Source organism: Streptomyces sp. NPDC093261, from assembly GCF_044753645.1.
GTDB lineage: Bacteria > Actinomycetota > Actinomycetes > Streptomycetales > Streptomycetaceae > Streptomyces.
The window spans coordinates 90,542-116,175 of the sequence record NZ_JBIVNO010000020.1 but is presented as its reverse complement, the minus strand read 5'-3'; the positions used below and the strand labels follow the sequence as shown (position 1 = coordinate 116,175).

General features: G+C 69.1%; 22 protein-coding genes and 6 pseudogenes. 13 read left to right on the top strand and 15 right to left on the bottom strand.

Annotation, left to right across the window (positions count from 1 at the left end):
* Positions 1-92 precede the first annotated feature (92 nt).
* Entirely contained in the window at positions 93-368 is a 276-nt protein-coding gene (locus ACIP94_RS31465; RefSeq protein WP_402433146.1) for a hypothetical protein, read from the bottom strand.
* A 159-nt stretch (positions 369-527) separates the two neighbouring features.
* Here ACIP94_RS31465 and ACIP94_RS31460 point away from each other — a divergent pair, with 159 nt between their 5' ends.
* Together ACIP94_RS31460 and ACIP94_RS31455 are read left to right on the top strand one after the other, a co-directional pair.
* Positions 528-797: a hypothetical protein gene (locus tag ACIP94_RS31460; protein WP_402433143.1), complete on the top strand. Its 270-nt coding sequence runs from the start codon at positions 528-530 to the stop codon at positions 795-797.
* A gap of 13 nt (positions 798-810) precedes the next feature.
* Positions 811-2,031 (top strand): cytochrome P450, encoded by a 1,221-nt coding sequence (locus ACIP94_RS31455; RefSeq protein WP_402433140.1) that lies wholly within the window; start codon positions 811-813, stop codon positions 2,029-2,031.
* 183 nt (positions 2,032-2,214) lie between these two features.
* Here ACIP94_RS31455 and ACIP94_RS31450 read toward each other — a convergent pair whose 3' ends face one another.
* A complete protein-coding gene (locus ACIP94_RS31450) occupies positions 2,215-2,481 on the bottom strand; it encodes a GNAT family N-acetyltransferase (protein ID WP_402433137.1) in 267 nt (88 codons plus the stop codon).
* A 406-nt stretch (positions 2,482-2,887) separates the two neighbouring features.
* On the opposite strand from ACIP94_RS31450, the gene ACIP94_RS31445 reads away from it, so the two are divergent.
* Positions 2,888-3,196, top strand: coding sequence for a hypothetical protein (locus ACIP94_RS31445; protein WP_402433134.1), 309 nt, complete (start codon positions 2,888-2,890; stop codon positions 3,194-3,196).
* Between the two features lie 203 nt (positions 3,197-3,399).
* Here ACIP94_RS31445 and ACIP94_RS31440 read toward each other — a convergent pair whose 3' ends face one another.
* The 6 genes and pseudogenes from ACIP94_RS31440 to ACIP94_RS31415 form a co-directional block, all read right to left on the bottom strand.
* On the bottom strand, positions 3,400-3,906 hold the full coding sequence (locus tag ACIP94_RS31440) for a DUF6624 domain-containing protein (RefSeq protein ID WP_402433132.1): 507 nt from the start codon (positions 3,904-3,906) through the stop codon (positions 3,400-3,402).
* 218 nt (positions 3,907-4,124) lie between these two features.
* A pseudogene (locus ACIP94_RS31435) lies at positions 4,125-4,746 on the bottom strand (transposase); the annotation flags it as partial.
* 110 nt (positions 4,747-4,856) lie between these two features.
* Positions 4,857-7,247, bottom strand: a complete 2,391-nt coding sequence (locus ACIP94_RS31430; protein ID WP_402433243.1) for a SpoIIE family protein phosphatase — start codon at positions 7,245-7,247, stop codon at positions 4,857-4,859.
* A gap of 539 nt (positions 7,248-7,786) precedes the next feature.
* Positions 7,787-8,005 (bottom strand): DUF5133 domain-containing protein, encoded by a 219-nt coding sequence (locus ACIP94_RS31425; RefSeq protein WP_402433129.1) that lies wholly within the window; start codon positions 8,003-8,005, stop codon positions 7,787-7,789.
* Between the two features lie 175 nt (positions 8,006-8,180).
* Positions 8,181-8,393, bottom strand: coding sequence for a helix-turn-helix domain-containing protein (locus ACIP94_RS31420; protein WP_402433126.1), 213 nt, complete (start codon positions 8,391-8,393; stop codon positions 8,181-8,183).
* Between the two features lie 173 nt (positions 8,394-8,566).
* Positions 8,567-9,058: a hemerythrin domain-containing protein gene (locus tag ACIP94_RS31415; protein WP_402433124.1), complete on the bottom strand. Its 492-nt coding sequence runs from the start codon at positions 9,056-9,058 to the stop codon at positions 8,567-8,569.
* 369 nt (positions 9,059-9,427) lie between these two features.
* Between ACIP94_RS31415 and ACIP94_RS31410 the strand changes: the two are divergent.
* Positions 9,428-9,743: pseudogene (locus tag ACIP94_RS31410) on the top strand (phage holin family protein).
* Between the two features lie 118 nt (positions 9,744-9,861).
* Here the strand turns inward: ACIP94_RS31410 and ACIP94_RS31405 are convergent.
* A pseudogene (locus ACIP94_RS31405) lies at positions 9,862-10,136 on the bottom strand (CBS domain-containing protein); the annotation flags it as partial.
* Between the two features lie 247 nt (positions 10,137-10,383).
* Between ACIP94_RS31405 and ACIP94_RS31400 the strand changes: the two are divergent.
* Positions 10,384-11,391 (top strand): YihY/virulence factor BrkB family protein, encoded by a 1,008-nt coding sequence (locus ACIP94_RS31400; protein WP_402433122.1) that lies wholly within the window; start codon positions 10,384-10,386, stop codon positions 11,389-11,391.
* 72 nt (positions 11,392-11,463) lie between these two features.
* Here ACIP94_RS31400 and ACIP94_RS31395 read toward each other — a convergent pair whose 3' ends face one another.
* Together ACIP94_RS31395 and ACIP94_RS31390 are read right to left on the bottom strand one after the other, a co-directional pair.
* Positions 11,464-12,387 carry a TIGR03620 family F420-dependent LLM class oxidoreductase gene (locus tag ACIP94_RS31395; protein WP_402433119.1) on the bottom strand — a complete coding sequence of 308 codons (924 nt, stop codon included), beginning with the start codon at positions 12,385-12,387 and terminating at the stop codon, positions 11,464-11,466.
* Positions 12,380-12,871 (bottom strand): pyridoxamine 5'-phosphate oxidase family protein, encoded by a 492-nt coding sequence (locus ACIP94_RS31390; RefSeq protein WP_402433116.1) that lies wholly within the window; start codon positions 12,869-12,871, stop codon positions 12,380-12,382. Before ACIP94_RS31390 ends, ACIP94_RS31395 begins: the two co-directional genes overlap by 8 nt.
* A gap of 682 nt (positions 12,872-13,553) precedes the next feature.
* Here ACIP94_RS31390 and ACIP94_RS31385 point away from each other — a divergent pair.
* From ACIP94_RS31385 to ACIP94_RS31375, 3 genes and pseudogenes are all read left to right on the top strand, one after another.
* Positions 13,554-13,724 (top strand): hypothetical protein, encoded by a 171-nt coding sequence (locus ACIP94_RS31385; protein WP_055705189.1) that lies wholly within the window; start codon positions 13,554-13,556, stop codon positions 13,722-13,724.
* Between the two features lie 162 nt (positions 13,725-13,886).
* A pseudogene (locus ACIP94_RS31380) lies at positions 13,887-15,529 on the top strand (IS1182 family transposase).
* Between the two features lie 700 nt (positions 15,530-16,229).
* Positions 16,230-16,379: a hypothetical protein gene (locus ACIP94_RS31375; protein WP_402433113.1), complete on the top strand. Its 150-nt coding sequence runs from the start codon at positions 16,230-16,232 to the stop codon at positions 16,377-16,379.
* 295 nt (positions 16,380-16,674) lie between these two features.
* Here the strand turns inward: ACIP94_RS31375 and ACIP94_RS31370 are convergent, their stop codons facing one another.
* From ACIP94_RS31370 to ACIP94_RS31355, 4 genes and pseudogenes are all read right to left on the bottom strand, one after another.
* Positions 16,675-17,379, bottom strand: a complete 705-nt coding sequence (locus ACIP94_RS31370) for an AAA family ATPase (protein WP_402433110.1) — start codon at positions 17,377-17,379, stop codon at positions 16,675-16,677.
* 132 nt (positions 17,380-17,511) lie between these two features.
* Positions 17,512-17,718: pseudogene (locus ACIP94_RS31365) on the bottom strand (ATP-binding protein); the annotation flags it as partial.
* Positions 17,712-17,930: a hypothetical protein gene (locus ACIP94_RS31360; RefSeq protein ID WP_402433107.1), complete on the bottom strand. Its 219-nt coding sequence runs from the start codon at positions 17,928-17,930 to the stop codon at positions 17,712-17,714. The gene ACIP94_RS31360 and the pseudogene ACIP94_RS31365, both read right to left, overlap by 7 nt.
* Before the next feature lie 9 nt (positions 17,931-17,939).
* A complete protein-coding gene (locus ACIP94_RS31355) occupies positions 17,940-18,815 on the bottom strand; it encodes a PhzF family phenazine biosynthesis protein (RefSeq protein WP_402433104.1) in 876 nt (291 codons plus the stop codon).
* Between the two features lie 497 nt (positions 18,816-19,312).
* On the opposite strand from ACIP94_RS31355, the gene ACIP94_RS31350 reads away from it, so the two are divergent.
* The 5 genes and pseudogenes from ACIP94_RS31350 (at position 19,313) to ACIP94_RS31330 (ending at position 25,248) form a co-directional block, all read left to right on the top strand.
* Entirely contained in the window at positions 19,313-20,125 is an 813-nt protein-coding gene (locus tag ACIP94_RS31350) for a GNAT family N-acetyltransferase (protein WP_402433101.1), read from the top strand.
* 91 nt (positions 20,126-20,216) lie between these two features.
* A pseudogene (locus ACIP94_RS31345) lies at positions 20,217-20,849 on the top strand (transposase).
* A gap of 144 nt (positions 20,850-20,993) precedes the next feature.
* Complete coding sequence (mscL, locus tag ACIP94_RS31340) at positions 20,994-21,437, top strand: large conductance mechanosensitive channel protein MscL (protein WP_402433098.1); 444 nt, start codon at positions 20,994-20,996, stop codon at positions 21,435-21,437.
* Positions 21,438-22,278: 841 nt separating this feature from the next.
* Complete coding sequence (locus tag ACIP94_RS31335; protein WP_402433240.1) at positions 22,279-22,899, top strand: SRPBCC family protein; 621 nt, start codon at positions 22,279-22,281, stop codon at positions 22,897-22,899.
* 36 nt (positions 22,900-22,935) lie between these two features.
* Positions 22,936-25,248 (top strand): FdhF/YdeP family oxidoreductase, encoded by a 2,313-nt coding sequence (locus ACIP94_RS31330; protein WP_402433095.1) that lies wholly within the window; start codon positions 22,936-22,938, stop codon positions 25,246-25,248.
* Positions 25,249-25,634 lie beyond the last annotated feature (386 nt).

The following is a 25,634-nucleotide window of genomic DNA, read 5'->3' as shown; positions in this document are numbered from 1 at the left end:
ACCGTGCAACTCTCCATGGTGAACCGGAAGTTCAACGCAGGAGGTGCGCGGTGGCCTTGTCCCGGTCTGACTTACTCCGCCTGCTGGAGTCACTAGGTTCGGCGGACGGACTCGAACTCGTGTGGAGTGTGGCCGAGCGGATGCTGCAGGATCTGATCGAGCCCGAACCCGAGCCCGAGCCCGAGGCCGCGGCCCGGATCGGCGCCGAGTCGACAGAGCACACCGAGGCCCGTACCGCCTACCGCAACGGGCTCCTGCGGCTGGTCACCGCCGTGCTCTTCGAGATGCACGACCAATGGATCGTCTTCCCCCGCCGCTACCTGCCCGAAGGCAGCATCGACGAAATCTACGCCGTCGAGCGCCCTCACCAACACCGAGTTCTCCGGAGACCTACACGCAGGCGATGCCTCCGTCCGCGAGGCCCAGGACAGCGTCCTGCACCGCGACCCCCCGTTGGCGAACTTCGTGATGACCTACCCGACCCGGCCGGTCCACATCGGTGGCTGCCCCCTTCCGGCCGACCGCCGGTGGTCATCAGTCACGCCGCCTGCAACAACGACCCCACGCCGGGATCCCACCGGCCGCTGGGCAATCGGGCCCACCTCACCTGGGGAGCCGGCCCGCACAGCTGTCCGGCCAGATCGCATGCGTACCTCATCGCCGAAGCCGCCATCCTCCACGTCGTCGACGCTCTGCCCGAGATGGACCTCGACGGCCACGGGGACGACGTCGTCTGGCGCCCCCCTCCCTTCCATCGCTGCCTGGTCGCCCTGCCCGTCATCTTCCCCACGAGCTGAAAGAGACCTCACCGTGTCCGAACAGCAGATACTCGTCCTCGACCCGACCGGATCCGACCCGGACGCCGAACACCAGGCCCTGCGCGAGCGCGGCCCGGCGACGCTGGTGGACATCCTCGGCGTGCGAGCCTGGTCGGTCTCCGACCCGGTCCTCCTCAAGCAGCTCCTGACCAGCAAGGACGTCTCCAAGGACGGCCGCGCCCACTGGCCGGCCTTCACAGAGACCGTCGCCACCTGGCCGCTGGCCCTGTGGGTCGCGGTGGAGAACATGTTCACCGCCTACGGCAAGGGTCACAGCCGCCTGCGCCGCATGGTTGCCCCCGCCCTCTCCGCCCGCCGTACCGCCGCCCTCCAGGCGGACGTCGAGGCCCTCGTCGACGGCATCCTCGACGGCCTCCCGGCCGGCGGGACGGTCGACCTGCGCGAGCACCTCGCCTATCCGCTCCCGATCGCTGTCATCGGCAAGCTCATGGGCGTCCCCGCCGACCAGCGCGCCGCATTCCGCACCGTGGTGGACAACGTGTTCGCCACCCATCTCTCCGTCGAGGAACAGGCCGCGAACACCGCCGCCCTCTACGGCCTGCTGGACGTCCTGATCGAGACCAAGCGCACCGAGCCCGGTGAGGACATGACCTCGCTCCTGATCGCCACCCGCGACGAGGAAGACGGCTCCGCCCTCAGCCACGCCGAACTACGCGACACGCTCCTGCTGGTGATCAGCGCCGGATACGAGACCACCGTCAACGTGATCGACCAGGCCATCACCACTCTGCTGACCGATCCCGAGCAGCTCGCCCACATCCGGGAAGGCCGCTGCACCTGGCAGGACGTCGTCGAGGAGACCCTGCGCCACCAGCCCGCGGTCAAGCACCTTCCCCTGCGCTACGCCCGTACCGACATCCCGCTCCCCGACGGCCAGACCATCAAGGCCGGCGAGGCGATCCTTGCCTCCTACGCCGCCGCCAACCGCCACCCCGACTGGCACAAGGAGGCCGACCGTTTCGACGCCACCCGCCCCAGCAAGGAACACCTCGCCTTCGGATACGGAGTTCACTTCTGCCTCGGTGCCCCGCTGGCCCGACTCGAAGTCGCCACCGCGCTGCGCATGCTCTTCGAACGCTTCCCCGACGCCCAACTCGCCACGGAGCGAACCGCGCTGAAGAGGCTGCCGAGCCTTATCAGCAACGGACACGCCTCCGTCCCCGTGCGCCTGCGCCCGATGTCGGGCCACTGACCGACACCGACGGGGAAGACCACCATGACTGCCCCTGCGCCGACCACGCCGCTGACCCGGCCGGGAGGTGCATCGCCCAGAACATGGTGAGAGCCAGCTGGGTGATGCGCCCACTTCCGGCCCAGGTTCCCGATGAACTTGGGCAGACCGACGACAGCACATCGGACAGCGACGGGTCATCGGTCAGGGAAGCAGACCGATCAGGCCCACCGGGCTGCCACCGCCCGGTTCGGCGATAGCCCAGATTGCTGCATTCTCCGTCCGCCAGCGCTTCTCCCAGCGCACGATCCGGTCGCGCGCGTCATCCAGAGACAGCTGCCCCGGCCGATTCCAGTGCTGAACGTCCGCATCCTGGCATGAGTCCGCGAGGACCTTGGCGTCATCAAGGCACCAAGGGCGCAGCTCAAGGCCGTTGGCGAGGGCGAACACAGGCTGGTCGGTCTGGCTCATGCGGCCTGGGGGGGGACGACAGCAGGTATCGGAACGATCATCCGCGCATCATCCCAAAACCTCGACGGAGAGATCGGCACCTCGAGCATCCGAGCATCCCAGTGACACGATGAAGATCGACAAAGCCCGCCGGAGGATCCCGGCGGGCCTTCCTCAACCCCGGACGTGATCATCTTGACTGGCAAGCTCATGCTCATCTTGGGCGGCACACAACACACGCTGTCGAACGAGTTGTATGCGTGTCTGACGGCGCGCGGCGATGAGTTGTTCGAGCTGGCGGACGCGGCGCTGTGTGCGCCTGGTGCGGTGCACTCGGCAGTCGACACCCGCAAGGGCCCTCAGCCTCAGCCCAAGTGGTCGAGGAAGTCGCCTGCATAAGAAGCCATCCGCTTACCGATCAACGGGCTTGTCTGAAGGCTGGCAGCCGATCCTCCAGTCCATCCACCGCGAAATCGACCGCTGGTGCCTGGCCGAGGACCGCTTCGGACCCCAGGCTGTCCTCAATCTGCTCTCGCTGCACGGCTCCCGCACCGAGTCGATCGGCAACTGGTGGGGCTCCGGCTGGTACGAGACCGCGGTCCGCGCCACCGTCGACCACGCCGTCACCAACAACCAGCTGCCCCACGATCTCACCACCGCATGCGCCGGGCCCGGGCAGATCGCGGCTGAGATCGTCCACGCCCCCGACCTCCTGGATGACGACGCTCTGCAGTGAGTCATCGATGCCGTCCACGACGTGGAGCGCCGTCGCCGTGTTACAGACCAGTGCGTCCCCTCTGCGGTCACCCTTCCGGACTGGGCCTCGACGAACTCACCAGTCTCTGTGCCGAGGACGAGGATTAGCGGCCTGTCCGGCGGATCATTGCCCGCGGCAGGTGACCCCGGCAGTGATCCACGGACGAGACTGGGAAGGGGGCGTCAGGCCGTGGAGAACTGGGCGACGTACTCGTCGAAGGGCTCGATGCCGACTTCCGCACGAAGTTCGTCCATGCGCTCGGGCTGTTCGCAGGGCCACGGAACCGGCGCCCCGTCCTTCACGCCGGCGATCTGGGTTCCGTAGACCTGCTTGCGGCCCTCATTGACTAGCGTGCGGTCGCGCAGGAAGGCCAGCTCGCGCGGGCTGGCCGAGCCCGCCAACACCGCCTGCTGCATCAGCTGGAGGGCGCGACGCTGAACGTCGAGCTGCCGGTCGGCGTGCTGAGCGATGAGCCACGCCCCGCGTGCGGCCTCCTCGCCGACCAGTTCCGCCGTCGGCCAGCCGTACTCGTCCATGATCTCGTTGAGCCGGTCACCGTGCCGGGCGGTTAGCCGCCGCCAGGCCAGCTGCTCGGCGGGGTCGTCGCTGTTCGCGCGGACTGCCAACCGGTGATCGGCCGCAGCCATATCCGTGAGTTCCGCTGTCAGCGCGTCAATGTCGTGCGCCACTCTCAACTCCCAGGTGAGATCCGTGCTTTGTGTCCGCCCGCAAGCCTAGAGGTGCAAAACGGATGTAAAGATCATTCCGGAGAACGGTGACAGGCGCCTCACCGCACCGGGATAATGGATCTACCCCCGGAGCCAGAGCCGGATCGCTGCGACGGTCACGGTGCCCTGGAAGACGTAGACACGCTTGTCGAACCTCGTGGCAACGGCCGGGAGTTCTCGTCCCGGTCGCCGAGGTGCCAGCGGCCCATCTCGATCAGATCGACGACCACCCGGCGGACCCGGTCGGCGGTGACCTCGGCGACGTCGTCAGCCGGGCCGAGACGCACGGCGTCCAGCAGCCGGCACCAGGACGTCCGGCCCGATTCCAGGCCCGCGACAACGAGTACCGCCAGCCGGGCACGAACTGGTCCGAGGACCGGCCGCTGCGGCCGTAGACATGGCGGAACAGGCATCGGCGCTGATCGGGGCGTCGGGGCGGAGCCAGTTACTGACGTCGACCGCGAGGACCAAGCGGCCGTCGCCGGCCAGCGGCATGGGCGGGCCGTCCAGCACCTGCCGCAGCCGGGGCACCTCCACGTTCCCGCTGTTCAGGGCGTCGTACATGGCGCCGTGCCCGCGACGGTGCTCAGCCACCACCGTCAGGGCCACCGGCGCCCTCACCGGCCCGTCCGCACACAGCAACGCATCCGTGAGGTCGAACAGTTCATCCTCGCGAGCGGTCAGTGAGGTCCTCCAGCGCCGCGTAGAGGCGCTGCGGGTGGAAGGGACCGGGCCTGCCGGGGGAGCAGGCAGCCGTCTGAAAGGAGGGCGGCGTCGGTCACGTATGCGGCTGGCAGGCATGGTGGACTCTTGCTGGTTCCGGCGCGACTACCGTGCGAATCCGCGGGCGTCGATGCGCCATGGCACCGCCGTCGGCGCAGCCTGGCCGGGCTGCGGTGCTGGTAGGCCGGTCACATGTCTGCGGCTTCTTCCGCTGACGCACCCGACGGAAGGCTGACGTGGAGGGCGCAGACGTCGTCCGGGCGTTCGGCATGGGCAAGGGATGCATGAAGTGCTGCCAGACTCTCCGGCCGTCCGGTGCGCAGCACGGCTGCGGCGGCGGTGGCCAGGTTTTCCAGTCCCCTTTGGAGGTCCTGCCCCGGCCTCTCGATCAGCCCGTCGGTGAACAGGAGGAGCTGGTCCCCCTCCTGCAGTTGAAGGCTTGCCTGTGCGAACCGCGGCGCAGGTGTGGCGCCGAGAAGCAATCCGGCCGGGCGGTCGACGATCACGGCCTGGCCGGCGCGCACGAGGACGGGTGGCAGGTGGCCGGCCTGGGCCCAGGTCAGAGTGCGGTTGGCGGGGCGGTAGCGTGCCACGATCATCGTGGCGGTGGTGTGTCCGCCGGTTGGCGCCTTCAGGTGCATCAGAAGGGCGTTGAGCCGGGTGAGGGCGTCCGTCAGGCTGGAACCGGTGATGATCATACCTTTGGCGGTGAAGCGTAGCTGGGCCATGGACGCAACCGCGTTGATACCGTGGCCCATGACGTCGCCGACGACGAACAACGCGTCGCCGTCGGGCAGTTCTATGGCGCTGTACCAGTCACCGCCGACGCTGATGCCCCGTTCCGCTGGGTGGTAGAGAGCGTTGGTCCACAGACCGGCGAGCATGACCGGGCCGTTGGGCAGGGGAAGCAGGGCCTGCTGCAGGCGGGCGGCCATCTTGCGTTCGGCCTGGAGGAGGCCGCGCTGGGCCGAGACGGCGCGCTCGCTGCTGAGCAGGGCGAGTTCCGCGTCCCGCTGACGCGAGAGGTCCTGGAAGAAGCCGTGCACCTCCAGCGTGGTGCCATCGGCGTCGGTGACGGCCTCGGCGACGATGCGCAGGTGGCGCACCCCGGTCCGGGTGGTGATGCGGAACGGCTGGTCGATGGCCGCGCCGTCGCCCAGCAGTCTCTGAGCTGCCCGGGTCAGCTCCGGCAGGTCCTCGGGAAGGACGTGCTCGGGAAGTTCCTCGAGCCGCATGGGGCCGAGACTCTGGTCGCGGTCGAAGATGGCGAAGGCGTACGGGGACCAGGTGATGGTGTCGGTGACCAGGTTCCAGTCGGCCCAACCCAGATTGCCCAGCCGTTGCAGGGCGGTCAGGCGCTGTTCCTGGCGGGCGGCGATGTCATGCCGGGTCCAGGAGACGACGAGGTGCTCGCCGAGCCGGCTGACGTGCAGGGAGAAGCTGGAGTGCCGGGGGATGCCGGCCACGACTTCCTCGTAGACGAACGGCTCGCTCGCGAAGGGCTTGCCGGTGGCAAGGACTTCCTGGTAGCCCTTCCACACCTCGGTGCCGGCGACGGTCGGATAGCACTCCAGGACGCGCTGGCCGATGAGCTCGCGTCCCTTGCGGTCGGCGACGTCCACCGACCCGGGCGCCGCAGCCTCGATGCGGAAGTCCTCCACGGTTCCGTCCGGCCCGCGCAGCGGCGCCAGGAGGATCACTGATCCCGGCAACGCGTCAAAGATCTGCTGCACGGCGTCCACGCGCGGGCGCTTGTGGGGGGCCGGAGAGTCGAGCGTCGTCATGCGCCCGGCACACAACTGCACCGCGCCCACCAGCACCCCCCGCTCGTCGGAGGTGAACGCCCGATCGGTGGTGCGTAGTACGGCCACGACCTCGTCGACCTGTCCGCCCGCGTTCACCGGCAGCCAGGCCCGCGAAGGCCACCGACGCGCAGTGGCGTCGGGCACGAGGTAGGGCTCACTGCCCTCCGGCCCCTCCGACCAGACCGGCTCATGACTGTCCACCGGGTCCCGCACCGCTTCCGTACCGGCGACGGTCAGACTCTGCCACCGTGAGGCGTCCAGATCGTCGATGCCCGCGTGCCCGACCAGCCGAAGACGGGCTCCGGAGCTGCTGTAGATCAGCACCGCATCGGCCTCCGTGCCGGTCCTCAGCTCATCCAGCAGACAATGGGCGAGGTCATGCAGGTCCCGCACCGTTGCAAGACTCAGGCCCAGCCTGCCCAGCAGCATGGCGGCATCGCCGCCCGTACCAGCAGCGGAGGCGCGGCTTGTCGGCCTCACGGGAGCCAGGTATTGGGCGGACGCGAACACCGAGCCATCGGCAGACCCAGGATCCGCACCGCGGCCTCTGCGACCGCGCCGGCCCGTCAGGGGGCGGATGGCCCCGAGCGTCAGCCAGCACTCCTCCACGAGCGTGCGGTCGCCGGCAGCACAGCGGTCGAGGAGGATCTCGTAAGCGTCCTGCGCCGAGCATCCTTCCTGGACCATGACCGCGCCCTTGGCCCGCTCCAGCACAGGCAGCAGCGCCGCGATCCGTTGCAGGTCGACGATCTCGGCCCGCTGGCGTGCGACCACCTTCGCCAAGGCCGAATCGTCTGACGCCGCTCTCTGCGGGGGCGGCTGCTGCCGTGACGTCATGCGCCGAGCATCGCACAGGGAAGAGGCCTGGGTCAGTACGGTCACCCGGACGAGCACATACGGCCGCCTTCGCAGACAGCCGCGGACGCGAGTCTCTCCAACGGCCTTCGGACGACTCGGCCGGGCGGGGGCGGCCGGTATCGGCTGGGGGAGTGTGCAGTCGCCTCCGGCTCGGCATGCCGGAAGCCCTTCAGCCCAGAGCCGGTCCACGGCGTTGAGGGCTGCTTTCCCGGCCGGCTGCTGTCTGCCCTCGCCCGAGGAAGCAGTCGTACGTCGAGCCGAGTGGGCCCGCGTGCTCGGCCATCGCCCGGACGCCTGTCGCGCGCAGGCCACGGAGACCGACATGACGGCGGCCCCGGCCACGATCCGGCCGGGCGACGGCGCGTTCCCCTCGCCGCGGGCGACGTCCAGGCGGCGTGCGAGGCCCTGACAGCGGAGGCCGGCCCCGAATGCCGTAATCCGCCCGGACGGGCAGCTCAGGCGGCCAGGGTCTGGCTCACCTTGGCGGTCGCACAGTCGTCCGCCCGGAGCTGTTTCAGCGGGGCGCCGGCGGCAGCGAGGGCCTCGTTCACCGACCGGGTGCCGGTCATCACACACAGGGTGTACGACGTGTCTTCCAGCTCCTGGCTCGAACGGCCGGTGGGCTGCAGGTCGTGACGGAATCGGGCATCGGTGAAGCGACGGCGGGCCGTCACGCCGGACCCGAGCACCCGCGGAAAGCGCGCACTCACCAGGCGGCGCCGCACTCGAAATGCGGGAGACACCTTGAGCACGTTGTGTACCCCCGCAAGATCACCGCATGTACTGTTTCCGCCGCGCCCGGCAGACGGCACCGGACGTAAGGCGGCTGCCCTGGATGTCAGGGGGTGGTCACCGCACTGGGCGGGTGGTGTCGGGGCGCACAGAGCCTCGCCGGGACCGCAGCGTTACGCCCGCTTCGGTGAGCACACGATGCACGAAGCCGTATGACCGGCCGTGGGCCTCGGCTATGGCACGGATCGACCGCCCTTCCCCGTACTCCCGGGCCAGAGCTTCGGCGAGCTCCTCACGTGCGCCACCGGTGATCCACTTCCTCTTGTGCACGAAAATCTCCTTTCGCGACTCCCGACGCCGGGACTGATCACCGATTGCCCGTGACGCCGAGACCTATGTGCGCTCGCCGCGCAACCGGGGGCGAAGTACCCCGGCCCGGCCCGTGCAGCCGGAGCCGCGGCCGGGGCGCCGGCCCGGCCGCGGGACGCCCGCAAAGGGGAAGGTCAGGAGTTGACGATGCGGCGCACGTTGTCGACGGAGCCGCAGCCGGCCTTCAGCTGACGCTCGCGCTCCTCCCGGAACGCCACGCCCAGTTCCTCACGCCGTTCCATCGCCACGTTCTCGCGAGCGCCGTTGAGGATGGTGCGCTCCTCCTCGTCGGCGTGGTGGGTGGCGGCCTCCACCAGTTCCTCCAGCTTGGAGTCCCACTCCTCCGAGCCGACCTGCTCCACTTCCAGAAGGTCCAGGAGGGCCTTGTTGCCCTCGTCGTGCTCGTGCTCCCCGTGCTCGACCTCTTCGTCCTCGATGTTCTTGTACCTCTTCAGGGCGGGATAGACCTTGGCCTCCTCGGCCAGCGCGTGGGCGATCAGCAGGTCCGCGAACTCCTTCAGCGCGGCGGCCCGGTCGGCCTCGACGCTGCGCATCAGGCGGAACAGCTCCTCCATGCGCCGGTGGTCCTGAAGGATGAGCTCGACGACGTCCTGTGTCTCGGCCATGGCGGGGCACCACTTTCGTTGCGTACGGTTGGGGTCACTACCGCCTACCCTCACTGCCTGCATTGATGGCTTCCCGACGCCTGGTACCCGGCACCGTGCACACCGCGGTCACCGTCGTGTTCTCGGCCTGGCCCACGCCCGACTCCACATCCTGCTGCGCCTGCTGCCGGCCGGGGTAGGAGTTGGTCCACCGCCAGCACCCGCAGCCCGGCCAAGAGGAACTGACAAGGATGGGAAGTGGCCGTCGTGTCAGGCGCACAGGCGCACCCCGTCGGATCCGGGCCGAGCACGGACCGCTTGGGCCAGGAGCCGGTAAGCGAGCTGGTGCAGCGGGCCTCGCGGCAGCTGACCGAGCTGGTGCGCGGTGAGATGAAGCTGACCCAGGCGGAGATGAAGGAGAAGAGCAAGCGCTACGGCGAGGGCGGCGAGTCGTTCGGCGGTGCCGGCGTCGTGGGCTTCCTGATGCTGCAGGCGCTGGTCGTCACCGTGATCGCCGCACTGGCCGTCGCGCTGCCGGTGCGGGTGGGCCGGGTTCATCGTCACCGCGGTGCTGGGTGTGATCGCCGCCGTGATGGCCATGGGTGGAAAGAAGCAGGTCGATCAGGACGCGCCGCCCGCACCTGAGCAGACGGTGGAGAACGTGAAGGCCGACGTGGCCGAGATCAAGGAGGGTGCGCTCCGATGACCCAGCCGCCTCACGACGAGCCCATCGTCGCCGGTTCCGAGGAACTGCGCGAACAGGTCGAGCAGACCCGCGAAGAGCCCAGCCAGACGGAGGAGGCGCTCGCGGTCAAGACCGACGGGCGCAGGATCTCCTCGGCGTCGTCGTCGGCACCGATCGTCACTGCCTCCCCTGGGCCAGATCGCCCGCCTTGACCTGCGCGGGGTCTTTGCCGACGCCGAGGACCTTCACCGCGATGTCCCGGTCGGTCAGCATGCCCTTGAGTTTGTCGTCCGTGCCGCAAACAGGTAGCGCTCCGACGCCCAGCTCGGTCATCTTCTTCGCGGCATCGAGCACGGTCTCCTGGGCGCCGATGCACTCGGCGCCTTCCGTCATGATCTCGCGGGCCGTCGCCATAGGGCAGTCTTCTGACTCCTCGCTGATGAGATACGGGCTGAAAGCCAGCCCGAGCCGAGTCGTGGGTGCCCCTGCCGCCTGGGTGGATAACATGCTGTGCCCGCATGACACCCGCAGGAAAAGGTTCACGGCCAGGGATCTGTGGCAGGCGCAACCAGGGTGAGTGTGCGAGCACGCGGCAGGGGGCACCGGAATGCTCAGGCGTGGGCCGAGGTGCGGACTCGCACCGAAGGGTGTGGGAGGGCACATGGACGTGCTGGCCCGGCTGGACCGATACCAGCGGCGGCACCGGTGGGCGGGTATGCCGATCGCGGTCGTGTACAAGTTCTTCGACGACCAGGCCACATACCTCGCCGCACTGCTGGCGTACTACGGCTTCGTCTCCCTCTTCCCGCTGCTGCTGTTCCTGGTGGCGATCCTCAGCGGCGCCCTGCACGGCAATCCGCAGCTCCAGCAGTCGGTGCTGCATTCCGCACTCGGCGAATTCCCTGTGATCGGCGACCAGCTCGGCCAGAACATCCACTCCTTCCACGGCAGCGGCGTGGCCATCGCGGTCGGCATCATCGGCAGCCTCTACGGCGCCCTCGGCATCGCCCAGGCGGTTCAGCACGCGCTGAACAAGATCTTCGCCGTACCGCGGCACACCCGCCCCGACCCGCTGCGCTCTCGGGCCAAGAGCCTGTACTTCCTCCTCCTGCTCGCCGCCGGCCTGTGCCTGACGACGGCACTGTCCACCGCGGAAGGTGCCGCTACCTTCTTCGGAACCCGCCTGGCAGTCGGAGTCCGGATCGCCGTGGGCGTGGCGGGTGTCGGCTTCAACGCCGCGCTCCTGCTGCTGAGTTTCCGGCTCATGACCCGGCGCGAACTGCCTGCGCGCATCATGTACGGGCCGGCCTTGGGAGCCGCGTGTGCCTGGCAGGCACTGCAGTGGGGCGGCTCGTACTACGTCGGCCACGTGCTGCGGGGCGCCACGGCGACCTACGGCATGTTCGGCATCGTGCTCGGCCTGCTCGCCTGGATCTACCTCGCCGCCACCGTGTATCTCACCACCGCCGAGATCATCGCCGTGCGCTGCCTTCGGCTGTGGCCGCGCAGCCTGGCCGCCCCCTTCACCGACCACGTCCGCCTCGCTACGGGCGACCTGCGCGCCTACCGCTCCTACGCGGCCACGGAGTCCTTCAAGGGCTTCGAGAAGATCTTCGTCCGCTTCGGCGATCCTCCGCCGCCGGCCGTGGGCGACAAGGGGCCCCCGTGAGCCGCCGGAAGGAGGCCCGGCCGCTACTCCTCGCCGGTGAAGCAGGTGGGCGCTGACGGCGGCTCAGGCTCGTCAGACCAGGAGGACCGGGGCCAGCCGGCGCAGGTCCTCCAGCTGCTGGTCGAGTGTCCGCGCGAGGGGTTGTACGCAGACGTGGTCGGCGCCAGCCTCGTAGTGCGCCCGGATGTGCTCACCCAGCTTCTCCGGGTCGCCCCAGGGGACGACCGCGTCGATGAGCTCGTCGCTGCCTCCGTTCTTGAAGTCGGAGTCCGAGAAGCCAAGCTCGCGCAGGCTGTTCAGATAGTTGGGCAGGGTGAGATACAAGGACGCGTACGCGCGGGCGGTGGCCCGGGCCCGCTCGGGGTCGGTGTCGACCACCACGGCCTGCTCGGGGGCGAGGAGGGGATCGGGGCCCAGGATCTCCCGGGCCCTGCGGGTGTGTTCGGGCGTGACGAAGTAGGTGTGGGCGCCCTGGGCCCGCGTGGCGGCGAGCTTCAGCATGTTGGTGCGCAGCGCCGCGAGCACACGCGGCACCTGCTCGGGCAACGGGGCGTCGTAGGGCGTGGCGTCCATGGCGTCGAGGTAGGCCCGCATGGTGGACACCGGCTTGCTGTAGTCGTGTCCGCGGCTCGTCACCAACGGGCTGTGGCTGACGCCGAGGCCCAACACGAAACGGCTCTGCCACGCCTCGGCGAGTGTGTTGGCGCCGTTGGCCGCGGCGGTGGCGTCACGGCCATAGATGTTGGCGATGCCGGTTGCGATCATCATCTGCCGGCTTGCGGAGAGCAGGAGCGCCGCATGGGTCAGCGACTCCTTTCCGTTGGGGAACTCCACGAACCACAAGGTCCCGTAGCCGAGGTCCTCGATCGCGGCGGCGGCGCGCCGCTCCTCGTCTGCCGCCGCCGTGGACAGCGAGGCGAGCCATACTCCCGTGCGGCCTAGACGCCGTTTGAGGGTGGGCCGGTCCACGGGCGCGGGTGCGGGGCGTTCAGCCATGCCGGCTCTCCTCGCTGTGCTCGATCTTTGTTGTCGGTGGGCCCCCGGTGCCAGTTGCCGTACACAGGCTCGGGGTGGACGAAGACGGCGGCACGGCGCTCTTCGGCCGTCGCGCGGTCATAGGTCCGCAGTCGTCGTGGGTGCCGCCCGCGGCGGTGAAGATCTCACGCAGCAGCAGCCGCAGGCGTTCGCCGTTGATGCCGTCGTACGGGTCGTCGGGGCCCGCGATCTCGGCCCGGCCCTCGACGGTGGCCCAGTTCCACCGGGCGCGGAAGGTGAGGGCGGTACGCGGTCGTGCCCGCAGGTGGGCGGGTTCGGTGGGGCCATAGGTGACGAAGGCGACCACCGGTTCGTCGGTCACGGGATGGTCGATGATCCCGGCATTGACCACCGACGCCTGGATCGAGCCGTCGGCACGGGTGGTGGCCACGTCCGCCAGGTTGTGATCGGCGGCGATCCGGGCCACGTCCTTGAGATCGGTCATCGGGTGCCTTTCTCCGCGGACCGGGTGTTTCCACGATGGCTCCCGTCCGCACAGGTCACAACCGCGGTGTCAGCCCGCCGCCCCGGTTCAGGCTTGTGCCGGCGTCGTCGTACACGGCCGCGGCTCGGCGCCGGCCCCGGCGAGGAGCGCGTCGCGGGCGCGAGTCGGCGACTCAGCCGTTCGAGTTGCCTGCCGACCAGGGGAACCGCACCATCGAATGGTCGGCAACCGTGTCCGCGTTCCTTCAGAGCGTCGCTGTGCACACGGATCCCAGAAGTCCGGCAGGCCGCACGGCGTTACGAAGGCGTCTCAGAGCCCAGCCGCAGCCGTGCCAGGGCGATTGAGCCGGCCGGGTGCGTGGGCGGCCCGGCCCGAGCCGGGGCACTCGGAGACGGCCCAGGACCACCTGGAACTGCGGCGCGGTCGTGCGGCTGAGTTCCCTCGGTTGCCGGTCTCGGGCGTCGGCTGTACGCGCCACCCCGTGACGGTCCCGGCGAATTCAAGGCCACGGCATCGCTTTGGGTGATAAACGCTGCGTGTCACCGGTGCGTGAGGTGCGAGGAAGCGGGAACCGTCCACGACGTGCGGCGCGCTTATGCCCCTCACGCCTTGGAAGAAACTCATATTTTGGGTGCTTGTAGGGCTGAAGTAAGGGCATCCGGTGGTCAGGAGGTTGATAACGATGGTTCCCCTGCTTCTGGTTCTTCTGCTGGCTCTGATCCTCTTCGGCGCGGGCTTCGCGCTGAAGGCGCTGTGGTGGATCGCAGTGATCGTGCTCATCGTGTGGCTGCTGGGCTTCGTCGTCCGGTCCGCGGACAGCGGGGGCCGGAGGGGCCGCTGGTACCGCTGGTAGGCAATGGCGGACGGCGCGAGGAGCACGCCACGCGCGAGCAATGAGTGGGCCCGGCCGACATGGAATCCGTTGGTAAATGGTCCGGTCCCTGTGCGTGACGTCGGCCTTCATCACCTGGTTGTGGGTGGTGAAGGCCGACGGTGCGTCGTGGGGAGGGTGTCGGTGTCGCTGAGGGAGCCGGGGCTGGGTGAGATCCCGGCGGAGACAGAGCGGGTGGCTCGAGCGGTGTGTCCGGACGGAACGCTGGCGATGCGGCTGCGTGATGAGTTCGGGCACGTCTTGTCTGGTGAGGAGTTCGCTTCCCTGTTCCCGCACCGTGGTCGTCCAGCGGTCCCGCCGGGGGCTTTGGCGCTGGTCACGGTGTTGCAGTTCGCTGAAGGACTGTCGGATCGGCAGGCCGCTACCGCGGTGCGGGTGAGGATCGACTGGAAGTACGCGCTTGGGCTGGAGCTGACCGATACCGGCTTCGACTACTCGGTGCTCAGCGAGTTCCGAGCCCGCCTGCTGGAGGGCCAGATGGCCGATGAGCTCTTCGAGGAGGTGCTTCGGGCGGCCAAGGAACGAGGGCTGCTGAAGACATCGGGCCGGGCCCGAACCGATTCCGCCCGGGTCCTGGTGGCGATCCGGGCGGTCAACCATGCAGAGATGATCGGGGAGACACTACGGGCAGCCTTGAACGCGCTTGCCGCAGCGTGCCCGCGGTGGCCGGCCGCGCAGGTGGATGCCGAGTGGTTCGACCGTTACGGGCACCGAGTGGAGGAAGCGAGGCTGCCCCGGGGCAAGGAGAAGCGCCAGGCGTGGATCGAGCAGGCCGGGGCCGACGGGATGCACCTGTTGGAAGCGGTCTTCTCGCCACAGGCTCCTCGCTGGGCACGGTCGTTGAAGGCGGTCGAACTGCTGCGGCAGATCTGGGTGCAGAACGTCCGGATCGTCGACGGGGCGTCTGTCGACGGGACGCGAAGAACGTACCTCCGGGCCGGTTACGGCCCTTCTCGCCCTATGACACCGACGCTCGCGCCGGTGCCAAGCGAGGCACCGGCTGGACCGGCTACCTGGTGCAGCTGACCGAGACGTGTGAGCCGGACGCGCCCAACTTGATCACTCATGTCGCCACCACCGACGCGTCCGTGAGCGACGTGAAGATGATCGATGCCATCCACGCTGACCTGCGCGCTCACGGCAGGCTCCCCGCCGTGCATCTGGCGGACGCGAACTATGTCGATGCCCAGGGCCCGGTCGACGCTGAAGAAGCGGGCATCGAGTTGGTGGGACCGATCCAGCGAAACACCACCGCCCAGTCATCCGGCACCTTCGCCACCGACGCCTTCACCGTGGACTGGGAGAACAGGCGACTCACCTGCCCCAACGGGAAGGTCGCCGACCACTGGTATCCGCGTGTCTCCTCGCACGGAATCCCGGTGGTCCAGGTCCGGTTTCGCGCAGCTGACTGCCGGTCCTGCCCGGACGTGCATGACTGCACGCCGTCCAAGGCCGGCAGGGGCCGGGAGATCATGCTGCGGGAGAAGGCCGCACACGAGGCCATGAGGACGAACCGTGCCGCCCAACGGAGCCCTGAGTGGTGGGAGATCTACCAGCACCGACAGGGCATCGAGGCCACCATCTCCCAAGGCGTCCGGGCCTTCGGCCTTCGGCGGTCCCGCTATCGAGGCCACCCCAAAACCCGACTGCAGCACCTCTTCACCGCCACTGCGATGAACCTCGCCCGGCTCGATGCCTGGATCACCGGGACACCCCGAGCCGCAACCCGTATCTCCCGCCTCGAACGACTGCGTCCCGCTGCCTGACGGCAGCGGGACGCAGTGGGAGCCACCATTACCAACAGTGTCCGTGCCGGCCGGGCCCACTGGCGTGAAAGAGACGCTCTCTTGCGGCGGTTGGGAGGGATCGGGCTTATCGGACGCACCGCAGGGTACGTGAGTCATGCACCGGCCCCGCAGACTCAGCAGTGGAACCTGCTCCTCCTGTCTGCGGGGCCGGTGCGTATCGGGCTTGCATCTGGTTCGGCCAGGGTGGCCAGGGGGCGCAGTTCCGCCCCGGCGACTATGTCCACAACACGCCCTCTATGCCGACCGGCGCCCAGGTCGGCCACTCGCTCACGGTGGTCGACGGGCACAGCACCCGTGGGGCCGACAGCTGCGGGCGGTGAACGCGGACTCGAGCCCGGCCGTGCGCCGCCGATACGGCCATCCAGCCGTGTCGGTCCCGGACAGCCACAACAGATTGAGCCGTCAGGCCGCCGCGCGGCCGGAGCCGCAGGAAGCCCAGGCACTGGGCAAGCTTCGCGGCCTGTTCCGCCGGCGGACCTGACGCGGCACGGGCGACCCCGACTCAGGCAGCGAGAACGTCCCGCAACTCTTGGACAGCGTGCTCGTGGTGTTGCTGGGCGGGGATCGCCTCGTACAGGTCCTGGGCGCGGCGGCGGACCAGGCCGGTGCGGTAGCTGCCCGGGAGAGCGGTCAGGGCGGCGATCGTGCAATGGCAGGCTTGTCCGCTGTCGCCGTTGTGATGGGCGCAGGCGGCTGCGTCGATGTGCGGCAGGTGCGCGTCATGGTGCTGGTCGGCGCCGGCAGCTCCAGGGCGCGCTGCTGGCTTCCGCGGGCGCGGCGGGTGTCTGCGAGCGTGGTGTGGGCGTGACTGAGGTGGACGTGGTGCTTCTGTTCGCCGTGCGTCAGCCACGTGTCCGACCGCTCGGATTCGGGAAGCCTCGCCATGAGGGCGTCGGCGGTGGCTGTGTAGGTCTCGACCGGAGGCGTTTGTTGCTCACTTCGGGAGGTGCTCATCGGCCTGGGGGCCGGGATGTGTTGTCGACAAATGAAGTCGCACGTCTGTGCGGAGTCGGTCTTCGCGGATGCCCCTCCCTGGCGAAGAGGAGCGGCGGGTGTGCCTCACCCGGGGTGTCCGGGCGGAGAGCGCCGTCGGACCCGCTGGTCTATTCCTCCTTGGCGAACATGCGGTCCAGGAAGCGGTGAGGGCGGTTGACGAACGCGCGGGTCAAAGCGACAGGCTCAGCCTGGTCGTATTCCACCTGCTCGATGGTGCCGTCGCTTTCGATCTGCAGGATCCGTGCGCCGGGCATGGCCAGCAGGATCGGCGAGTGGGTGGCCACCACGAACTGGCACCCTTGCTCGAGGAGTTCCCGGATCCTCACCATCATCGCCAGGCATCCCTGCACCGACAGGGCTGCCTCCGGTTCATCCAGCACGTAAAGACCGTTCGGGCCGAAACGGTGGCGGGCCAGGTCCAGGAACGACTGGCCGTGGGAGCGTTCGTGCAGTGACCGGCCGCCGTAGGCGCGCAGCAGTTCCCCTGAGTCTTCGTCCAGCCGCTCGATCTCGGTGGCCACGTTGTAAAAGCTTTCGGCGCGCAGGAAGAAACCCGTACGAGGTCTGCGGTTCCAGCAGACAGTCAGGTGATCGCCCAGGTCGGACTCGGTGGACCGGCTGGCGAACCGGAAGGACCGGGAACCGCCCTCGGCGTTGAACCCGGCGGCTGTGGCCAGCGCCTCGATCAAGGTGGACTTGCCCGATCCGTTGTCGCCGACCAGGAACGTCACCGCGGGGTCCAGATCGAGGCTGTCCATGCCGGCGAGACGGGTGACGACGGGCAGGTTGAAGGGGTAGCGGTCGGCGCCCACGGGGGGATCGAGCTGAACATGGCGGACGAAGCCCCGGCCGTGGCGGGTCATGGGCTGCCCGTCCTGGTCCGGACCAATGCCGGAGGATTTACCGGAGTCATGCCCTGACCATAGATCCAGGCACTGACAGTCTCATCCAGCGGTGCCCTGCCCGGCGCGGGCCCTGGTCTGGGCGAGCCGGTAGGAGTCGGTTCCGGTCTCGATGACGGTGCCGTTGAACGTGAGCCGGTCGACGGTCGCCGCGCAGAGCCTGGGGTCGGTGAAGGTCTTGGTCCACCCGCCGAAGAACTCGTTCGAGGCGATGGCGACGCTGTTCTTCTCCTCGCGCTCGGTCAGAACAGCGCAAGCCCGACCACTTTCTGGCCTTCACCGCGCTCGCAGCCGTCCTCATCTGCTACCGGAAACTCCCCAAGTGAAATGACCTGCCAGCCGTGCTTCTTGAGGCAGAAGTCCGGGTTTGGGCCTTCGCGGACGATGCTGGTCTGCGCGGAGAGATGCCCTACTACCGCAGCGATCCCGGGCGCTGATCCACTGGTCTGTCCTGCGGTCATGGCCGGCGCTCAGCTGATGCGAGTTCCCGTGCCGCTGACACGGACGCGCGGGTCACCCGCGCGCAGCGTCACCGTGAGTTCGCCAGGGCGGCCCAGGTCCTCGCCCTGATGCAGGGTGAGGACGGCGTCCTCGGGGACCAGGCCGAGCTCACGGGCGTATGCACCGAACGCGGCGGCCGCGGCGCCGGTTGCCGGATCCTCGACGACGCCGCCGACGGGGAACGGGTCACGGACGTGGAAGACGGTGGCCGACTCTCGCCACACCAACTGGAGCGTGGTCAGGTCCAAGCGGTGCATCAGCGCTTCGAGGCGCGCGAAGTCGTACGCGAGATCTGCGAGGCGCGCGCGTGTCGCCGCGGTGAGCACGAGATGGCGGGCACCGGCGAACGCGATATGGGGCGGGAAAGCCGGGTCGAGATCGGCGGCTGGCCAGTCGAGCGCGGCGAGCGCCTCCGTGAGGTCGGCGTCGGCGATCTCCTCGATGTGCGGCTCGACACTGGTGAGTGTGGCCCTGACCGTCCCGCCCTCCACGGCCACCTCCACCGGCACGGCCCCGGCGCGCGTCGCGAATACCAGCTCCCCGGGGCCTATCCGCTCGGCGAGTGCGACGGCGGTCGCCACGGTGGCGTGCCCGCAGAATGGCACCTCGGCCTTGGGGCTGAAGTAACGGATGCTGTACGCCCGTCCCTCCTGGCCGCCGAGGTCCTCCGGGGGTGCGGTCAGGAACGCGGACTCCGAGTATCCGAGGTCGGCGGCGATAGCCAGCATGGCGCTGTCGTCCAGGCCGGTGGCATCCAGAACGACGCCGGCGGGGTTTCCGCCGTCAGGGGCGCTGGAGAAGGCGGTGTATCGCAGTACCTCGGGCCGCGGCGCATTCGTCGTCATACTTGCGGCAACGCGGGGCGGCCCCGCGGCTATTCCTGGACGCGAGTGGAGGCGGGGACGGCCCCCGCAGCGAGCCGCACATCGATACAGATTCCCCCCGTTCCCTTTCCGAACTGGGCCTCCGTGCCGACAGAAAGGCTCATGGGCGTCGCCTCGGGCTGTTGTCCCAGCGGTGGGTGGTCCAGGACTGTCGGATGAGAGTACGGACGGTGATGATCGAGCCTTTTCCAAGCTGGCGGTGCTGACCGTGTGCTGGACACGCATGCGCCACGACGAAGCTCCTGGTAGACGGGTTCTCGACCAAGATCACCCGTGTTTGCCAGGAGCTGCGCGTGCGGCAAGCAGTGCGTCCCTGCTGGCGGTGTCTACTTCCGCTGACAGCAAAGTTGAGACGATCTCCGCCCACAGCCGGGTCTGCCAGGAGTGCTGGAAGGCAGTTGCGGCTCGCTGACGCTGGAGTCGTGATCCTGATGCCCACTGTCGTACAACGTCCTGCCATGCCTGCGTTCCCGTACCAAGAGCTGAGGCAGGACCCGTGCGGCCGCCCGTTCCACGCGGTCGCTGACCTCGACCGCGGCACGGGCCTGGTCCATCTGCTTGAGCAAGGCGCTGACCATCTGCTCCTGTTCGAGCCGGGTCGACAGTTCGAGCGCGCCCTCGGGGTCTTTTCGGTCGTGCAGCCGGGACGCTGCCTCCAGGAGCGTCGCCGCAATCCGGAAGCGGAGGTGCGCCCGGGCGGGGTGCCCCGCCGGCTGGAACGGGTATCCGTCGGCTGTTCGGGCACACGAGACGTCATGCACGGACTACATGCACGTCCCACCAGCAGCAGTCTCATCGGCCAGGCTTCCACAGCCGAGACATCGCCGCCCGGTCACGACGGCGCCAAACACGCACACCGAGGCCGGCGCACCGGCCGCCTGCGCCGCCGCGTCCTCGCCTACCGGGCAATCGATTTCCTGTCCACGCACATCCCGGACGACCCCGGCCCGGGCGACGAATGCCTGCTCCTCGTGCACACCCGCCAGGTCGTCGGCCAGGTCCGGTACCGGATCTGCACTGACTGCGACCAGGGTGTCATCACCGCCGTCGTCATCGACGAGCGCTTCCGCAGCACCGGCCTGGGCACCCGTGCGCTGTCACACCTACGGTCTCGCCACCCGGGACTGACCTGGCGCAGCACGCTGAGCAAGCGCACCACCCGTGATCTCCTGCGCCGGATGCGCATTCCCACAACCACTTCTGCCACGCCCTGCCCTCACGCTCACCAGACACTCTCTGCCCCGGCCGACCCGATACTCGCCAGCGGCTGACCTCAACGCTCAGCGGTCACAGCGCACCTGCCGGCGGGTCCCGTCGTCGCGCCCCTTGGTGAACTAGGGTTCCGTCTTCAAAGATCGCTTGATGGTGGATCATGGTGGTGTGGTACGCCGTCGTGAACTCACCGGCCAGGAGCGGGAGTTACTCGCTCTACTCATACCGCGGGCCAAAACGGGACGACCGCGGGTGGAGGACCGCCGGGTGATCAAGGCATGGTCTACAAGATCCGGACCGGGATCTCCTGGCGTGACCTGCCCGAACGCTACGGGCCGTGGAAGACGGTCTACACCCGCTTTCGCCGCTACGCCCTCGACGGCATCTTCACCCGGGCTCTGCAGCAGATGCAGGCCCGGGCGGATGCGGCGGATCCGAGTGCCCCGCATCGGTCCGGGCCGACCGCGCTGCCGACCGGACCACCTGGTGGCGGACAAGGCCTACGCCTCCCGCGGCTTCCGCGCCCACCTCCGCAAGCGCGGTATCAGCCACACCATTCCCGAGAAGCGGGACCAGCACCGCCACCGCCGCAACCGGGGCCCGTGACGGCGGTCGCCCGCCGCGGTTCGACCGGGAGATCTACCGCCGGCGCAACACTGTCGAACGCGCTTCAACCGGCTCAAGAGCTTCCGCGGCATCGCTACCCGACATGACAAGACCGCCACCTCCTACGAAGCAGCGGTCTCGCTCGCGTCATTCCTACTCTGGGCAAGATCCGTTTGAAGACGGACGCTAGTACATCACCGCGCAGCGTGGCGGAGCCGGCATGGGTGAGGGGTGGCAGGGCATCCGAGGTGGTGAAGGGAGCGGGCTGACCGCGCTTTCGGTGCCGCCCCTCGACGTCAAGAGCCTCTTAGGGGTGAGAAGGTGAAGGGCTTCCGCAGCTTCATCCTGCGCGGCAACGTGGTCGACCTGGCCGTCGGCATCGTCATCGGGGCAGCGTTCACCGCCGTGGTGAACGGCTTCGTCAGCGCCTTCCTGACACCACTCGTCGGGCTGGCCACCGGCGCCACGGGCGACATGAGCCGCAAGACCTTCACCGTAGGCGCCACCAAGTTCCCCTACGGCGCCTTCGTCAACGCGGCGATCAGCTTCCTCCTCCTCGCCAGCGCCCTGTACTTCCTGGTCGTGCTCCCGATCAACAAGCTTCACGAACGCCTCGCCCCGCACCAGGACGTCCAGGCCCCCAAACGGGACTGCCCCGAATGCCTCAGCCCCGTACCCGCCCAGGCCCGACGCTGCGCCTCCTGCACCGTCCCCCTGCCCGCCGTACCCGCTCAGGCCGGGGAGACAAGCCAGCGCGCCGGGTGACCCGACCTCCATGGCCCCGCCTGGGCTACGGGGGTATCAGCCAAGCCCGGGCCACGGGCTATGCCCGGCACCGGCCCGCACGCGGACGGAGCACGGCCTGCGCGCGCCGCTCTCCGAATCGGGTGTCGGCCGCCCCTGCCAAGTCCGCAAGGGGAATGCCCGGATGGGTGCGGTACTCGTCCGCGATCACCGGCGGTCTCACCACGATGCTGCGCCGGGGCAGGAACTCGGGCGGGTAGCGGGCGTAGAGGTTTCCCCGTTCCGGCGGATCCACTGGCTGTTGTAGACGACGAGGTCGGCGCCGGCCGCGTTGTGAAAGCTCGTCACGTGCCCACGAGAGTGAGGGCAGCGCCCCAGGCAACTGCCCCGACCAGAGCAGGCTCAGGGCCCGGCCCCCGGGACACGACCAGCAGGTTCTCTACGACTGTGCCGGGCCCCAGCCAGCCGCCCCGGCCGGCCGCCACCCCGCGTCACCACACCGCCGCAGGACCCAGCACACACCTTGCCCCACGCCGTGCGGCTGTTCCTGAACGGTCACCGGCTCGGTCACCTCCCACGGCCCCCCGGGCCGCGGCATCGCCCAACAGCCCGCAGCGACGCCAGCTCGGAGAGCAGCCACGCCCTGGTGGCCGTGCCGAAACGCTCGGGCACCAGGCAGCCGCGGGCTCGGCGCCCCTCCTGCGAGCCGGGCCCCGCCTTCTCGCGCTCGGGGCCGCCCGGGACGCCTACGCGGTCGGGTGACTCAAAACCCGGGATCGGGGAACCGGAAGAGATGCCCTGCCCCATAAGGGCAGGGCCGGGTCTCCCGACGCCCGGCTCCCTCACCGGAAGAAGGACCATGATGGCGCACGAAGACGACGGTGGGCAGGCCGTGCCGAACACCCCGGGCATGCGCTCCGACGGCGACGGCGTCACACGCCGCCGTCCCCTGCGCGAGCGGCACGTCGAGGAGACGGTCGAGGTCGCGGTGCCGGTCCGCACGGCCTACAACCAGTGGACGCAGTTCAAGACGTTCCCGCGCTTCTCGACCGTGGTGCGCGACGTCGAGCAGATCAGGCCTACCGTCACCGCGTGGACCATCGGCTACGGCCCCCTGCGTCACCGCTTCGCGGTCGAGATCGTGGAACAGGACCCCGACGCCTACCTGGCCTGGCGTGGCCTGGAGCAGCACCCCACCCACCAGGGCGAGGTCGAGTTCAGGCCGACGGAGTCCGGTGGCACCGCGATCACGGTGCGGATGCTCCTCCAACCGCACGGGGCCGCGAAGGTCCTCACCCGCTCCTCCAGGGTGGTGGGGCTGACCGTGCGACTGGTGCGCGGGGAACTGGTGAGCTTCAAGCACTTCATCGAAGGGCTCGGTCAGGAGGGCGGTGCCTGGCGTGGCACCACCCGCAACGGCCGGGTTCAGCACGACACCCCGGAACCGCCCAGGAGCCGTGTCGCCCAGTGGCCCGTCGGCTGACCCGCGTACCGCACACGGCAAGAGAAAGGCCAAGCGATGCAGAACCCGCCCGGTGAGGAGCCGGAGACCTCCCTCTCCGTGACACCGCCGAAGAAGTGGGCGGCCGGGGTTCCCGCCGTCGTGCACGCGCTGGAGTACTCCCTGGAGCAGACCTCCCCGCGCAAGACCGGGGTCGACCTGCTCACCATGAACCAGGTGGGCGGGGTCGACTGCCCCGGCTGCGCGTGGGCGGACCCCGCTCCGGGCCGGCGCCATCGCAATGAGTACTGCGAGAACGGCGCTAAGCACATCAACGACGACGCCACGACGCGCCGGATCACCGCCGACTTCTTCCGCGAGCACAGCGTCTCCGATCTGGCCGCCCGCTCCGACATGTGGCTCAACCAGCAGGGCCGGCTCACCGAGCCGATGATCAAACGGCCCGGATCGGACCGCTACGAGCCCATCGGCTGGAACGACGCCCTGGGCGTCCTGGCGCAGGAACTCCGGGGGCTGGACTCGCCCGACGAGGCGGTCTTCTACACCTCCGGCCGGGCCAGCAACGAGGCCGCCTTCGTCTTCCAGCTCTTCGCCCGCGCCTACGGCACCAATAACCTGCCCGACTGCAGCAACATGTGCCACGAGTCCAGCGGCTTCGCCCTGAACGAGACGCTGGGCGTCGGCAAGGGCACCGTGAGTCTCGACGACCTCCACCACGCGGACCTGATCTTCCTGGTGGGGCAGAACCCGGGCAGCAATCACCCGCGGCAGCTTTCGGCCCTGGAGGAGGCCAAGCGCAACGGCGGCCGCATCGTGGCGGTGAACCCGTTGCCGGAGGCGGGGCTGCGACGCTTCAAGAACCCGCAGAAGCCGCGTGGGGTCGTGGGGCGGGGCACCCAGATCGCCGACCGCTTCCTGCACATCAAGCCGGGCGGGGACCTCGCCCTGTTCCAGGCACTGAACCGGCTCTTGCTGGAGGCGGAGGACGCGCGTCCCGGCACCGTCCTGGACCACGACTTTATCAACGCCCACACCTCCGGTTTCGAGGAGTTCGCCCGGCACGCCCGCACCGTCGACTGGGACGACGTGCGCATGGCGACGGGACTAACCCGCGAGGAGATCGAGAAGGTCCGCGACGAGGTTCTGCGGAGCGAACGCGTCATCGTGTGCTGGGCGATGGGCATCACCCAGCACAAGCATGGCGTGCCCACCATCCGGGAGATCGTCAACTTCCTGATGCTGCGCGGCAATCTGGGGCGCGCCGGCACGGGCGCCTGCCCGGTGCGCGGCCACAGCAACGTCCAGGGCGACCGCACCATGGGCATCTGGGAGCAGATGCCGGACACCTTCCTGGACGCCCTTCAGAAGGAGTTCGGCTTCGATCCGCCGCGCCCGCACGGCTTGGACTCGGTGAACTCGATCAAGGCGATGCTGGAGGGCCGCGTCAAGGTCTTCCTCGCCCTGGCCGGGAACTTCGTGCGCGCAGCGCCCGACAGCGAGGTCACCGAGAAGGCGATGCGTTCGTGCCGGCTGACCGCCCACATCTCCACCAAGCTCAACCGCTCGCACACCGTCTGCGGCGACACCGCTCTGATCCTGCCGACGCTGGGGCGCACCGAGCGTGATGTCCAGGCCGACGGCGAGCAGTGCGTCACCGTCGAGAACTCCATGAGCGAGGTGCACACCTCCCAAGGACGACTCGAACCGGCCTCACACACGCTGCTGAGCGAGGTCGCCATCCTGTGCCGACTCGCCCGGCTGAGCCTCGGCGGCGAGGGGGACATCCCCTGGGCCAAGTTCGAGGGCGACTACAACACCATCCGCGACAGCATCTCCCGGATCGTGCCGGGCTTCCACGACTTCAACGCCCGGGTGACCCGTCCGGGAGGCTTCCAGCTACCCAACCCGGTCAACGAGGGAGTGTTCAGGACCGAGACCGGCAAGGCCCGGTTCACCTGCAACGAGCGGGTGGTCCCCCGGGCCCCCGAGGGTCACCTGCTGCTGCAGACCTTGCGCTCGCACGACCAGTGGAACACCGTCCCGTACACTAACAACGACCGCTACCGCGGCATCCACGGCAGCCGCCACGTGATCCTCGTCAATCCGGCCGACCTGTCCGAACTCGGCCTCGCCCAGGGCGATCGCGTGGACCTGGTGAGCGTCTGGGAGGACGGCACCGAGCGCCGGGCCGAGAACTTCGAGGTCGTGTCCTACCCGGCGGCCAAGGGTTCGGCCGCCGCCTACTACCCGGAGACGAACGTCCTGGTGCCGCTCGACAGCGTCGCCGACGTAAGCAACCAGCCCACGTCGAAGGGCATCGTCGTCCGCCTCGAACCCACGGGCGACCGATCCCGGCCGGCACCCGTCTGATCGAAACCGATGACGCCGCACCCCGGCGGGGCCCCGCTGACAGCAGCGAGGCCCCGCCGTCCGTCTGAGAGTCATCACGTGATGACGTGATGTCCACCCGGTGCCTGTACGAGGCTGGCATGCCGGGGTGGCGTGCTCGCTCCGTGCGGCCGGCTGTTCCGACGTGGGCCTTGTGCCGCTCGTTCGCGGGTCGGGTCTCACTCGGGGTAGGTGCGGTACCGGGTGGTGTGTTGTGCCGAGCAGAGGCCCGCGGCCGCCGGAAGCGTCCGGCTGGTGGGCTGCCGCGTGGGTGCGGCCCCGGGCGGGCGGGCACCGCGCTGCGGTTGACTCGACAGGGCTTCTTGCGGCCCTTCATGGAACAAGATCTGTGTGTGGCGGGCCTGGAC

Coding starts and splice junctions, on each gene's coding strand:
- ACIP94_RS31450 (WP_402433137.1), bottom strand. CDS start 2,481: ATGAGCCAGACCGACCAGCCTGTGTTCGCCCTCGCCAACGGCCTTGAG.
- ACIP94_RS31415 (WP_402433124.1), bottom strand. CDS start 9,058: ATGGCCGAGACACAGGACGTCGTCGAGCTCATCCTTCAGGACCACCGG.
- ACIP94_RS31400 (WP_402433122.1), top strand. CDS start 10,384: ATGGACGTGCTGGCCCGGCTGGACCGATACCAGCGGCGGCACCGGTGG.
- ACIP94_RS31395 (WP_402433119.1), bottom strand. CDS start 12,387: ATGGCTGAACGCCCCGCACCCGCGCCCGTGGACCGGCCCACCCTCAAA.
- ACIP94_RS31390 (WP_402433116.1), bottom strand. CDS start 12,871: ATGACCGATCTCAAGGACGTGGCCCGGATCGCCGCCGATCACAACCTG.
- ACIP94_RS31385 (WP_055705189.1), top strand. CDS start 13,554: ATGGTTCCCCTGCTTCTGGTTCTTCTGCTGGCTCTGATCCTCTTCGGC.
- ACIP94_RS31360 (WP_402433107.1), bottom strand. CDS start 17,930: ATGACCGCAGGACAGACCAGTGGATCAGCGCCCGGGATCGCTGCGGTA.
- ACIP94_RS31355 (WP_402433104.1), bottom strand. CDS start 18,815: ATGACGACGAATGCGCCGCGGCCCGAGGTACTGCGATACACCGCCTTC.
- ACIP94_RS31350 (WP_402433101.1), top strand. CDS start 19,313: ATGCCTGCGTTCCCGTACCAAGAGCTGAGGCAGGACCCGTGCGGCCGC.
- ACIP94_RS31335 (WP_402433240.1), top strand. CDS start 22,279: ATGGCGCACGAAGACGACGGTGGGCAGGCCGTGCCGAACACCCCGGGC.
- ACIP94_RS31330 (WP_402433095.1), top strand. CDS start 22,936: ATGCAGAACCCGCCCGGTGAGGAGCCGGAGACCTCCCTCTCCGTGACA.